The organism is Brochothrix sp. (assembly GCF_017549435.1).
In the GTDB taxonomy this organism is placed as follows: domain Bacteria; phylum Bacillota; class Bacilli; order Lactobacillales; family Listeriaceae; genus Brochothrix; species Brochothrix thermosphacta.
The window spans coordinates 1-13,480 of sequence record NZ_JAFYUW010000095.1; the positions used below are offsets into that span (position 1 = coordinate 1).

The 13,480-nt window shown below is 36.5% G+C and carries 12 protein-coding genes; 1 reads left to right on the top strand and 11 read right to left on the bottom strand.

The window, feature by feature from the left end; genetic code table 11:
* The first annotated feature begins 31 nt into the window (after positions 1–31).
* Positions 32–1,447 carry a MucBP domain-containing protein gene (locus IKV95_RS06225; protein ID WP_029092310.1) on the top strand — a complete coding sequence of 472 codons (1,416 nt, stop codon included), beginning with the start codon at positions 32–34 and terminating at the stop codon, positions 1,445–1,447.
* 47 nt (positions 1,448–1,494) lie between these two features.
* Here the strand turns inward: IKV95_RS06225 and IKV95_RS06230 are convergent, their stop codons facing one another.
* The 11 genes from IKV95_RS06230 to IKV95_RS06280 form a co-directional block, all read right to left on the bottom strand.
* Complete coding sequence (locus IKV95_RS06230; RefSeq protein ID WP_029092311.1) at positions 1,495–2,016, bottom strand: adenine phosphoribosyltransferase; 522 nt, start codon at positions 2,014–2,016, stop codon at positions 1,495–1,497.
* Positions 2,017–2,030: 14 nt separating this feature from the next.
* A complete protein-coding gene (recJ, locus tag IKV95_RS06235; protein ID WP_287451532.1) occupies positions 2,031–4,343 on the bottom strand; it encodes a single-stranded-DNA-specific exonuclease RecJ in 2,313 nt (770 codons plus the stop codon).
* A 198-nt stretch (positions 4,344–4,541) separates the two neighbouring features.
* Positions 4,542–4,856 carry a LapA family protein gene (locus IKV95_RS06240; protein WP_036027623.1) on the bottom strand — a complete coding sequence of 105 codons (315 nt, stop codon included), beginning with the start codon at positions 4,854–4,856 and terminating at the stop codon, positions 4,542–4,544.
* A gap of 21 nt (positions 4,857–4,877) precedes the next feature.
* Positions 4,878–7,148: a protein translocase subunit SecD gene (gene secD / locus IKV95_RS06245; RefSeq protein WP_287451533.1), complete on the bottom strand. Its 2,271-nt coding sequence runs from the start codon at positions 7,146–7,148 to the stop codon at positions 4,878–4,880.
* A gap of 362 nt (positions 7,149–7,510) precedes the next feature.
* Positions 7,511–7,801, bottom strand: a complete 291-nt coding sequence (gene yajC / locus IKV95_RS06250) for a preprotein translocase subunit YajC (protein ID WP_080712965.1) — start codon at positions 7,799–7,801, stop codon at positions 7,511–7,513.
* 73 nt (positions 7,802–7,874) lie between these two features.
* Positions 7,875–9,017 carry a tRNA guanosine(34) transglycosylase Tgt gene (tgt, locus tag IKV95_RS06255; protein ID WP_029092313.1) on the bottom strand — a complete coding sequence of 381 codons (1,143 nt, stop codon included), beginning with the start codon at positions 9,015–9,017 and terminating at the stop codon, positions 7,875–7,877.
* Positions 9,018–9,039: 22 nt separating this feature from the next.
* A complete protein-coding gene (gene queA, locus IKV95_RS06260) occupies positions 9,040–10,071 on the bottom strand; it encodes a tRNA preQ1(34) S-adenosylmethionine ribosyltransferase-isomerase QueA (RefSeq protein ID WP_029092314.1) in 1,032 nt (343 codons plus the stop codon).
* A 30-nt stretch (positions 10,072–10,101) separates the two neighbouring features.
* Entirely contained in the window at positions 10,102–11,097 is a 996-nt protein-coding gene (ruvB, locus tag IKV95_RS06265; RefSeq protein WP_029092315.1) for a Holliday junction branch migration DNA helicase RuvB, read from the bottom strand.
* A gap of 223 nt (positions 11,098–11,320) precedes the next feature.
* Entirely contained in the window at positions 11,321–11,911 is a 591-nt protein-coding gene (gene ruvA, locus IKV95_RS06270; protein WP_029092316.1) for a Holliday junction branch migration protein RuvA, read from the bottom strand.
* Positions 11,912–12,233: 322 nt separating this feature from the next.
* Complete coding sequence (locus IKV95_RS06275) at positions 12,234–12,902, bottom strand: LrgB family protein (protein WP_029092317.1); 669 nt, start codon at positions 12,900–12,902, stop codon at positions 12,234–12,236.
* Positions 12,899–13,318 carry a CidA/LrgA family protein gene (locus tag IKV95_RS06280; protein WP_069120119.1) on the bottom strand — a complete coding sequence of 140 codons (420 nt, stop codon included), beginning with the start codon at positions 13,316–13,318 and terminating at the stop codon, positions 12,899–12,901. Before IKV95_RS06280 ends, IKV95_RS06275 begins: the two co-directional genes overlap by 4 nt.
* Positions 13,319–13,480 lie beyond the last annotated feature (162 nt).

Genomic DNA, 13,480 nt, shown 5'->3' on the forward strand with positions numbered 1-13,480 from the left:
AAAATAACATAATCGAAAGGATGTCATTGCTATGAAAATGAAAAAACATATAACAACCCTTCTAAGCCTTCTACTTCTAAGTGGTTTGTTTTTGACAAATCACATCACGGTAACAGCATCACCATCCAAAGAAAGCATTACAACACAATCATTGGAAAAGTCTAATAACCAAAGTAATGCATCAGCTGACACGGAAAAAACAACAGTCATCACGCGCTTTTACTGTGATAACGTCGAAATTGCCGAATCAGTTACACTAACAGGCAAAAAAGGTGAACATTACCAAACAGCACCAAAAGAGATACCTGGTTACTATTTAATTGATAAAAAAAATAAAAATGGTACTTTTGAATACCTCTCTACGGAGATTATTTACTCATATTCGAAAAAACCGGTAACTGGAAAAGAAACAGGAACAGTCATTACTATTTTCAGCTCTAACGGTAAAGAAATTGCCGAACGGATTACTCAAACAGGATTAATAGGTGAGCCTTATTCTACTGATCCATCCGATGCTAACATTCTTGGCGATATTAACTATCTTATCCCTGAATACTATAATTCAAAAGCTAATGGTTTCTTTTCAGCAAAAACAGAAGTTGTTGAATTTCACTATTATCCGCTTCCATCGCAAAGTTCTATTACAACAAAATTTTTATCTGGTAACGTAGAGATAGCCTCTCCAGTCATTCAAAAACTGGAAAGAGATAAAAAATATCAAACCACTGCAAAAGTAATACCCGGCTATACATTGTCCACTCAGATGCCTCACAACGCCTCTGGAATAGTGCCTAACAAAGATATCGAAGTGGTATATAACTACACGAAAAATCCAACAACAGGCACTGTGATTACTCATTTTTTAGAGGGTGATACGAAGTTAGCTGATTCTATTAAAATTACCGGAAACATTGGTGAAAAATATCAAACATCACCAAAAAACATTACCGGTTATTCGCTTCGAAAAACAGCTGTAGTAGGTTCTCAAGGCAGCTTCGCTGAAGGAACAATCGACGTAACTTATAATTATATAAAGAATGTACAAATTGCTCAAGGTACTGTCACCACTTACTATCAGGCTGATGGCATCGAGATTGCAGCACCAACAACTCAATCAGGAAAAAGAGGCACGGCATATCAAACAAGTCCTAAAGATATTACTGGCTATATCTTAACAAATGATCATCCCAAAAATGCTCGAGGTCAATACACCGATAAGTCACAAAAAGTTATTTATCACTATAAAAAAACGCCTGAACAGCAACAAAAAATTACACCTAGCAACAAAGACAGACAATCTACAGAGAATACCGTAGCAAAAAATACTTTACCAAAAACAGGTGAAATGAGTGCAGTCTTCCCAGTAACATTAGGAGTTATTATATTGACAGCACTCGCATTATTTTTACTGTTAGTTAAGCTCACGAAGCCTCATACCTTTAAATAAACATAAAAGAACAGACAGGATAACTCTCCTGTCTGTTCTTTTATCTCTTAATATTCTAGCAATACTTTCGTATCGATGTCTCCTAATTTAGCACGACCGTTTAATTCAACTAATTCAAGTAAGAATGCAGCACCTACAACTTCGCCGCCTAATTCATGCACAAGTTTAATTGTCGCTTCAATCGTACCACCAGTTGCTAATAAATCATCAACAATCAATACACGTTGACCTGGTTTGATTGCATCTTTATGGATTGTTAAAACATCTTGACCGTATTCTAAATCATACGTTACTTTAATCACTTCACGAGGTAACTTACCTTCTTTACGAACAGGTGCAAAACCAATACCCATTGCATAAGCCATCGGGCAGCCGATAATAAAGCCACGTGCTTCTGGTCCTACAATGACGTCAACATTTTTATCGCGCGCATAATCAACCAGTTGATCAGTAGCAAATTTATAAGCTTCACCATTACCCATCAACGGTGTGATATCGCGGAAAATAATGCCTGGTTTTGGATAATTCTCAATTGATGCGATGTGATTCTTTAAATCTTCTGTTTTCATAAATTTCGTCCCCTTTAATTGTCATTGCCCCAAAACACTTCATATAAGGCAGTATAGTTTGAATAAACAAAACGTTGTTGCAGCGCTTCGATTGCTTGTCTTTTTTTATAAGTTGGCGCTTCAGTCAGCGGGTGTTTGGGTGCATTTGGATTGATGACCAAACAGTCCTTTTCTATTTTAACAAATTCTAGCTCAAAAAACACGCTTGTCATGAAATAGAGATTGTTTTTTGAGATATTTAATTTTTGACAGATAGCTGGGTGTTGTTTTTTGACATCTACAGGCTCATACCTTGCTACAAATTTGAAAAATTCTCCAAATTCTTCACGACTTGGCATCACCACTAAACCTTTATTATCAGGATTTTCCAAGCGCGCATAAATATTCTGTGGTTGTAAAACAGTCAATACTTCATCCAATTTCAAAGCATCTGTTGGCATATCCACAATTACAATTGTTTCCACCGCTTGGGTCGGTAAAACATCTTTTGTCACATCATAAATAGTAACTTTATCAGCCCATTCACTCACAAAGGTCGGATGATTAAACACGACAAACAAATCTGGTTGTTGAGATGGGGTTAAGTTCTTACAAAATTTAGCCCATTCTGACTCACCACGTAAATCAAACAGTTGTTTGTTAGGCACTGCAATATCCTTAATTTGCAATTGAACCATTTGCTGGTTACGCCATTCGTTAATTGATAATTCACCCACTACATCAATATCATCACTCATGTTTAGCGTATTCTTTAGGTGACCAATATTAAACCCAATGGCTTCAACAGTTGCTTCTTCTTCTTTAAAAGTCGCTTTCAAATGACTATTGTCGGCACCAATTTGACGTATTCCTGCCAATCGTACATTTGAAAATTTAACCAGAGGTTTTGGATTATCCGTTCCAAAAGGTGCTAGAACTTTCATATCCTCAATTAAGGCTAAAGTTGCCTCTTCAACATGCAGTGTTAAATCAATACGTAAAGGTAACTTCGTACTAACATCAGCCAATAGTGGTGCTGCATAATTATTAATGGCCGTTCTTAATTCTGCAACATTTTCAAGAGGTAGTGTTAACCCTGCCGCCCCAGCGTGCCCACCAAAACGCGTAATTAAAGATACATGAGCGTTTAAAGCATCATATAAATTCAAAGCTGGTATACTCCGTCCAGAACCTTTGGCAATGTTTTTAGATTTGTTGATTGATAGCACAATAACAGGTCTTTGATAAGCTTCAATCAAGCGTGATGCTACAATTCCTAAGACACCTTCATGCCAATTCTCACCCGCTACAATTAACACTTTATCATTTAAAAATGGCTGTACTTGCTCATCTGCTTCAAGCACTAACTCATTGACGATTTTTTTACGTTCATCGTTAATTGCTACTAAATCAATTGCTAATTGCTTCGCTTCGTCAACGTCTTTAGTCACTAACAATGCAAGAGCTTTTTCAGCAGAACCTAGGCGACCAGCCGCGTTAAGATGAGGGGCAATTTTAAAGCCGACCATTTCTTCTGTCACCAGTGAAGCGTCCAAATTTAATTGGCGATATAACGCTTGTAAGCCCGGACGTTCAGTGATTGCTAGCTGTTTTAAACCAGCTTGTACAAAAAAGCGATTTTCATCTGTTAAAGAAACCATATCTCCAATCGTTCCTAGTGCATAAAGATCCAATAATTCAACCGGAATTTCACCTAATAAAGCCTGTGCTAGTTTGAAGGCCACACCTACGCCAGCAAGTTCTTTAAAAGGGTATTGAAAATCAGGATGTTTTGGATGTACAATCGCATCGGCATCAGGTAAAATTTCGCCCACCTCATGATGGTCCGTACAGATAACTTGTAAGCCAATCTCACGTGCATAAGCAAGTTCATCTATGCCAGCTATCCCATTATCGACCGTGATTAATAAATCATAACCATCCGCTTTAATTTTTTTGAAAGCTTCTTTATTAGGACCATATCCTTCAACAAATCGATTTGGGATAAAACAGCCTGGATCAGCACCGATAATTTGTAATGCTTCATATAAAACAGCAGTACTTGTCACACCATCCGCATCATAATCACCATAGATCATTATTTTTTTATCTTCGGCGAGTGCCTCTTCAATAATTTCTAAGGCTTTGTCCATATCCGATAGTAAAAAAGGATCGTGTATTACCTCCTCAGTTGGATGAATAAACGCCTCTACTTCTGCTGGTGTACGTAGTTGTCTCTCCCAGAGCAAAGCTGCTACTGGTAATGCGACATTCGCAGCTTTCGCTAACGTTTCTATTTCTTCTTGATTATTTTCTCGTTCTTGCCATTCATAGTTGGATGCAAGCACATTCTTCACTCCTTATTGATAAACTTCCCTTAAATATCATACCACAAATTCAACTTTGAAACCGCTCTCTCATTCATCATTCTAATTTTAAAATTGCAATTCATCTCAATTTCTAAAGTTACTTAAAATTAAAAACAGGCTACAGATAATCGATTCAATCTCGATAACCCATAGCCTGTTCACTAGTTTACGCAGTTATTAAATTTTTTCTTTTTCTGCGTTTTTAATTTTATTAATTTCACTTCTTGAAGAAGCATTTGCTATTTTTTGTTCTTTTAAAAATTTTTCATTTTGTTTAATAGCACTTTTTTCTTTAAACATGCGCACCCATGTTACACTGATGACTGTTAAAGCCCCTAAAAGTGCCGACCCAATAATCACTAAAATTAATGGCCATTGTACCGTTGTGAAAATAAAGTTGATTTTCACTGGTTCGACATTGACGATTGATAACACTGCAATGAACAAAACTAATAAGATACTGATTAACGTTAACCACTGTGATTTTTTCATCCTATCCCCACACCCTTCTGTTTAGACAACTAACTTGTCTTTTTTAGATTTGTATTTTTTCTCTTTAACTGTTTTGATTTCGCCATGTTTATTTAATTCGCGAACTTTAAAACCATACCACATTTGCATAACCATAAACATTGATGTGAAAATACTTGAAACCAAACCAATCATTAGAGCAAGTGAGAACTCCCAAATTGAATGGCTACCAAAAATCATCAAGGCTGTTACTGTGATAAGAACTGTGAACACAGTTGCTAACGAACGTGTCAACGTTTGACGTAAACCTTGGTTGACTGCAACAGCTAAATCTTCTTTATTTTTATAAACACGTAGTTTTTGTCCGATTTCACGTACACGATCGGCCGTAACGATTGTATCATTAATGGAATAACCAATGACCGTTAACACCGCTGCAATAAACGTCAAATCTACTTGTATCTTGAAGATACTAAATACTACGAAGATTACGAAACCATCAAACAAGAGCGAGATAACTGCTGAGACAGCCATTTTCAACTCGAAACGGAAACCGATATAAACGATGATTAAAAGTGACGCAATGATTAAAGCAAAGAAACCATTTTTTGCCAACTCTTGTCCAACTGTCGGTGTTACCGTATTGATACTTGATTCATGACCGTATTCTTTTTTGAAGTGATTGTTGAATTTTTTAATTTCGTCTTGTGAGAATGCACCTTTATAACTAACAACGGCAGATTTTTGATCTTTCCCTGTTAAAACAATATCGTTTGAAGGCATTCCAATTTGATCAAGTTCTTTAGTGATTTTAGCAGCTGTTAATGTCTTATCAGCTGTTAATTCTGCACGTGTTCCACTTGAAAAATCAATACCTAAGTTCATTTTCAAGGTTGCCAAGCAGATAATACCCGCTATAACAATTCCTGCGAAAATTGAAAGGTAAACTTTACGATGTTTTAAGAAGTCAATATTATCAAAGTTAGTAGCTAATTTATATGATTCGTATCCTTCTGAAATATTATGGATACTCTTACGTTTAACAGCAAACCAACCTGGACGATTATCTAAGAAGCCACTATTAACAATTAAACCTAACATAATACGTGAACCATATACTGCTGTAATAAAGCTTACTAAGATACTAATAATTAAAATTAACGCAAAGCCTCGGATTGAACTTGTACCAAATACAAACAATACGCCAGCTACAATAATTGTTGTTAAGTTCGCATCCAAAATCGTACGGAATGATTCTTTAGAACCTTCGACGAATGCTTTCTTAATTGTACGTCCAACACGTATTTCTTCTTTGATACGTTCATAAGTAATGATATTAGCATCTACTGCCATACCAATACCTAAAATTAAACCAGCAATACCTGGCAATGTCATTGTTGCACCAACTAAACTTACAATAAGCAATACAATGTATGTATAAATGCTCAATGTCACTGATGCGATTAAACCTGGTAAGCGATAGAAGATAAGCATAAATACAAAAATAGCAAGTAAACCAATTAATCCGGCTAACATTGTATCTTGTAACGCTGATTGTCCAAACGCTGCACCTACTGATGTTGAGTACACCTCAGTTAATTTAACAGGCAATGCTCCCGCATTAAGTAACTCTGCTAAATTATTTGCCTCTGCAACTGTAAAACTACCCGAAATCTCTACTTGGTTTGTATTCAACACCTGGCTTACATTTGGTGCTGATAAAAATGCAGGGTTTTCTTTTTTAGACTCTGTTAAGAATTTTTGATTATCTTTATGGTCTAACCAAATAACTAATTGATTATTTGGTGCTTCTGCAAGAATTTTTTTCGTTACATCAGCAAATTTTTGACTATCTTTTAATTTCAATGTTACAACTGGTTGATTTTGTTGATCAAATGACTGTTTTGCTGCCCCTTGAACTAAATCACGACCGTCCATCATCAATTTATCATTTGCATCACGGAATGATAATTGTGCAGTTGTTGAAAGCATTTCACGTGCTTCATCTTGATCTTTAACACCCGCTAATTGCACACGGATACGGTTTCCAGATTCAATCGTAATGCTTGGTTCCGCAACGCCCAAAGCGTTAATACGTTTATCCAAAGCAACAACTGTTGATTTTAGTGTTTCACTTGTAACTTTTTCAGCATTTTCACCCGCTGGTTTGACTTCATAAAGAACCTCAAATCCACCTTGTAAATCTAATCCTAAATTAATATTATTTAGTACCGGCTTCACCGTGAACGAAATAAGCGCTGTAAACACAGCGATCAAAATAAAAAAACTGACTAACTTGCCTCTTTTCATAATGCCATACACGACCTTTCTTCTTTTAGTAATTTTTGTAGCAAACTTGTCCTATATTTCCCACGGTTGTAAATAATTGCTAGCTGTTGAAATTAAATCATGACAACAGTTTCTTTCTTATTTCCCCTTTAAATGTACTAAATAAACGGTAAGTATAATGGCATTTCACGCAAGGAAAATTTTCAAACTAATCTTTCAATCCCTGTAATTGACAAATCTTAAGATTTTCACCTGTACCATGGCCTTGGCTCTATTCATTAGCACTACACAATCATAGATTATTATACCAGTTTTCAAGGTTATTTTCATCAAAATCAAAAAAAACCTTTTATGCTACAAACATAGAAGGTTTTGTTTTTAAGTATTTAGTTATTGTCATTTGATTCAAAAGAATCAACTGGTGCTTCAGATACTTCAAGTACTGTACGCACTGCTTGACGATCAAAAGTTAATAACGAACCGTGACAATCAAGTGTAACTTGTTTGTCATCGATAGAATCAACTACGCCGTGTAAGCCACCGATTGTTGCAATAGTATCGCCTTTTTTAAGCGCACTTTGCATTGATTGTACTTTTTTCTGACGCTTTTGTTGCGGACGAATCAGCATAAAGTAAAACAATGCGATCATAACTACGATAAGTAAAATAGACTGCATGTGTGATAAAACCCCTTTCATTAGTCATTACTATTATTATATCAGAAAATAATGACAATTATCTATCAATATGCTAGAAATTACGCGGATTTTCTTTGTTATAGCCATATTGTTCGAAAAATTCTTCACGGAAGGCCAATAAACGGTCCTCCATTATCGCTTCACGTACATCTTCCATTAATTTAATCAAGAAATACAAGTTATGGTAACTTGTTAGGCGAATTCCAAAAGCTTCTTTTGCTTTAATGAGATGACGAAGGTATGCACGCGAATAATTTTTACAAACATGGCAATCACAGTTAGGATCAAGTGGACCAAAATCACGTTCATAAATCGCATTTTTAATAACGACACGACCTTGACTTGTCATTGTTGTTCCGTTACGTGCTATACGAGTTGGTAATACACAGTCAAACATATCAATTCCACGGATAACCCCATCAATTAATGCATCGGGTGAACCAACGCCCATTAAATAACGTGGTTTATCAGCTGGAAGGAATGGTGTTGTTGCCTCGAGCGCTTCATTCATTAAATGTTTTTCTTCTCCAACGCTTAATCCACCAATTGAATAGCCAGGAAAATCTAATGAGGCTAATTCTTTTGCATGTTGTTGACGTAAATCAGAGTATACCCCACCTTGAACGATGCCGAATAATGATTGTTTATCCATTGTTGTATGAGCTTTCAAACCACGTTCTGCCCAACGAGTTGTACGTGCCATTGATTGAATCATGTACTCACGGCTAGCTGGATAAGGTGGGCATTCATCGAATGACATCATAATATCAGAGCCGAGTGCTTCTTGAATCTCAATTGCTTTTTCAGGTGATAAAAATAATTTCGAACCATCCAAGTGACTACGGAAATGAACACCTTCTTCTTTAATATCACGAATCTTGCTCAAACTAAACACTTGGAAACCACCTGAATCAGTCAAAATCGGTTGATCCCAGTTCATGAATTTGTGGAGACCCCCTGCTTCACGAATTAATTCATGACCTGGACGTAACCAAAGATGATAAGTATTACTCAAGATAATACCTGAACCCATCTCTTTTAATTCTTCTGGTGATAATGTTTTGACTGTTGCCAATGTTCCAACTGGCATAAACATTGGTGTTGGGAACGAACCGTGTGGTGTATGGATAATACCTGCACGAGCTCCGGTTTCCTTATCTGTTTTAAGCAATTCATATACTACTGCTGGTCTCATAACTTACCTCTTTCATTGATTATTATTTTTGTAAAAACATTGCATCGCCAAAACTAAAGAAGCGATATTTTTCTGCAACGGCGTGTTCATAAGCATTGATTACATTATCTCGACTTGAGAAAGCACTGACAAGCATCACTAACGTCGATTTTGGTAAATGGAAGTTGGTAATTAACGCATCGCACGCTTTAAACTCAAATCCTGGAGATATAAAAATATCTGTCCAACCATCATCTGCTTTAATCGCACCATCAAATTTTTGTGTGATTGATTCTAGCGTACGCATACTTGTTGTTCCAACAGCAATGATTTTTTTGCCGTTATTGCGTACGTCATTTAACGTGGCTGCCGCTTCTTCTGTCATGCGGTAAAACTCAGAATGCATTTTATGATTTGTTGTATCTTCTACACTAATTGGACGGAAAGTTCCTAATCCTACATGTAAAGTGATAAAAACAATATGTACACCTTTTGCACGAATCGCTTCTAACAACTCGTTTGTAAAATGTAGACCTGCTGTCGGTGCAGCCGCTGAACCATTTTCTTCAGCATAAACTGTTTGATAACGTTCTTGATCCTCAAGCTGTTCTTTAATATAAGGTGGCAATGGCATTTCACCAAGCGCCTCCAATACCTCATAAAAGATACCCTCGTACTTGAAAGTCATTAAGCGACCCCCATGTTCAAGTTCACCTGTACAAACAGCTGTTAAACGGCCATCACCAAATGATAATACAGTCCCCACACGGATACGTTTGGCAGGTTTAACCAATGTTTCCCACTCGTCACCCTCTAGTTGTTTTAAAAGTAATACTTCTGTATGACCGCCAGTTTCAGCTTTAATTCCGTGTAAACGGGCAGGTAAAACGCGTGTGTTATTTAAAACCAGCGCATCGCCTTCTGATAAATACTCTAACATGTCAGGAAAAACACCATCACGGTAAGCACCAGTTTCTCTATTCATCATTAATAATCGACTGGATGTACGATCTAATAATGGCGTTTGTGCAATTAATTCCTCTGGTAATTCATAATTAAAATCTTCTACTCTCACTTTATTCACCTTTTCTGTTCAATTTATATATTATGCAAGCGGTCGTCCTAAATGCTGATAAGCCTTAGGTGTAGCTACACGACCACGTGGTGTTCTTTGTAAAAAGCCATGTTGTAATAAATAGGGTTCATACATGTCTTCAATCGTTAAACGTTCTTCACCAATACTGGCAGCTAAGGTATCCAAACCAACAGGACCTCCATTAAACATATCAATAATTGCTGATAATATTTTCTCATCAATTTGGTCTAACCCTTTATCATCAACTAGCAATAACTCTAACGCCATTTTGGCAATAGGAACGCTAATGGTTCCATCACTTTTAACTTGTGCAACATCACGTACACGTTTTACCAGACGGTTTGCGATACGCGGTGTTCCTCTTGAACGGCGTGCCATTTCATGTGATGCATTTCCTTCAAGAGGTGTTTCTAAAATCGCTGCTGTTCTTTCAATAATCGCTTCCAATTCAGAAATCGTATAATATTCCAGGTGGTTAATTACGCCAAAACGATCTCGTAACGGGGCAGTCATGTGACCAGCACGCGTTGTAGCACCAATCAATGTAAATGGGGGTAACTCCATTCGAATTGAGCGTGCTTCTGGTCCTTGTCCAATAATAATATCCAAAGCAAAATCTTCCATTGCCGGATATAAAATCTCTTCTATCACTCGGCTCAAGCGATGAATCTCATCAATAAAAAGAACATCTCCTGGCTCTAATGCTGTTAAAATCGCTGCTAAATCACCCTGTTTTTCAATGGCGGGACCACTTGTTGTATGCAATTTAGCACCCATTTCATTAGCTACTACCATTGCTAATGTTGTTTTACCTAAACCAGGTGGGCCATATAGCAAAACGTGATCCAATGCTTCTTGGCGCATACGTGCAGCCTCAATAAAAATTTGCAAGTTATTCTTTACTTTTTCTTGACCGATATATTGCGCTAAACGACTTGGTCGTAAACTCAATTCCATTGAACCTTCATCACCAATTGATTCGGAAGATATAATACGCTCATCCATTCGATACTCACCCCCTATTATTGTGTGTCATTCAAAATAGCTTTAATTGTTTAATAACTTCGACTTTAACCCTATTTTTTAATAGGCTTGTAGATGCTTTTATTGTTCTCTAGCACTGCAAGCCAAAACTTGTGAGATTTCAAAGATACTTCCAGCGATAAAATAATCGCTTACCGAACTTTTACAATCTCTTCAGTTCTGAATGGGCTTGTAGATGCTTTTATTAATTAGTTAATAATTTCAATCCAGCTCGAATATACTCATCCGTGGTTGCTAACTCAAGTTTTTCCATTTTTGTTTCTACACGCTTAATCTCACGAGCGCTATATCCCAATGCTTCAAGTGCCAACAATGCTTCTGATAACGCACTGTGAACTTCCACTATTGCTGTTGTTTGTTTGGCTGAAGGGACTAAATCATTGATCTTACCTTTTAAATCTAAAATGATTTGACGGGCTGTTTTCTTACCAATTCCTGGGAATTTGACTAGATAACCTTCATTTTCGCCTTCAATAGCAGCAACCAATAAACTTAATTCACCGCGAGCAATAATTGCCATTGCCCCTTTAGGCCCAATTCCTGTAACACTTAATAATTTCTGGAAGAGGAAACGTTCTTCTCTACTTTCAAAACCAAATAATGTTTCAGCATCTTCACGCACATGATGGTGAATAAAAATTTGTTCTTCTAAACCTTCTCGTGTTGTGAATGAAAAAGGATTAGGTACGTGTACCAGATAGCCAATACCTTGAACATCGACAGTAATATAAAGTGGGCATATATAAGTAATATGACCTTTTAAGTATTCAAACATTTAAGTAACCTCTTTTCCAGTTGGCGTATTTAGCTGTCAAATCGACTATTATTTCACCAAAATACGTTAAATTTCATCTTCTATATCATAGCATAAATTAACGTGAAAAGTTATTGGTTGAACTAAAAAACACCTCCTTAATAGAAGATGTTTTCAAATCTAGTAACCGAAGTAACACAACTAAAAATAGTGTTTGGATTTCTGACTATTTATGTTCAAAATAACAATCACCTATGAATTTTTCTAATGTCTTCTACTATTATAGAAAAAAAGCCAGTAAGGCTCTTTTCAATTTATGAAAACGAACGTTACTGACGCTTTATTAAACTAAGATTGGAATAAATACACTAGCTAAAATAGCTGTTCCAGCCATTGTCACCAATCCAATTGCACCTTCTTCTTTATTGAGCAACATCGAATGTGAACTTCCCATAATATGTGCCACAGCAGCCATTGCTACACCACGAGCCACTCTGTTTTTCACACCCATGAAATGAAGAATCCGATTTCCAAATGCAGCACCTATACAACCCGATAACACGACACCAATTGCCGTTAAAGATGCAGAAGCTTCGATATCATTGGCAATTGTAATAGCAACAGGCAATGTCACATTTTTACCCCACAACGAGGATACCATTTCAGCTGACAATGGTAGAACTAATGAGAAAATGAATGTCATTCCAACCGAAACAGCCAATCCAATCATCATGCCAATTAATACCACTGGTAAATAACGATAAATAATCGCTCGCACCGAATACATCGGAACAGCAAACGCCACTATTGCAGGTCCCATCATAAAACTGAAAAATTGACGAGCACCACTATATGATTCATATGTTAAATTCATCGATACAAGTAAAATGATCATCATTGCTGACGCTGTAAAAATTGGCAATGTAAAGACAGAAGGAAATCTTCTATTAATAACATAAGCCACGCAAAAAAAGACAATTGTCATTCCCACTAAAAAAAGATCAAGTTTCATTTTGTCACCTCTTTATCTGCTTTCTTTGAAGACGGCCAGATTTTTATTAACTGCTGTACTGCCCAACCCGAAACAAAAAAGATCACAAATGCTGATACAACAATATCGATGATAATGAAAATACCCTGATGTAAAAACAACTGACCATAATCCATTAAACCCGTCATCGAAGGAATGAAGAACAATGGCATAATCATCAATAAAAAGGCAGCACCAACGTTGATCCACTCCATCTTAATGATTTTAAAACTCAAGCATGTAAACAGTAATATCAAACCAATCAAGCTACCAGGAACAACTAAGTTAAACCATTGTTGCAACTGTTCGCCAATTAAAAAAAACACAATCAAAAAGCAAATTTGTAAGACAGCCTTAACCAGCCAACGTACAAATTGCTTTAGTTTAGAAATATACATCCCCATCACAATCCTTATCCACATAGTATCTTAAGTATACTCCTCTTTTGGACGTTTGAAAAGAGGCTGAAAGAATAACAAGCTCATTTTACTTTATCGAAATTAGAATGGATTAAAAGTGTAACGTGTTAAACTAGAAATTTCAGTTGAGGTAGGCTGATT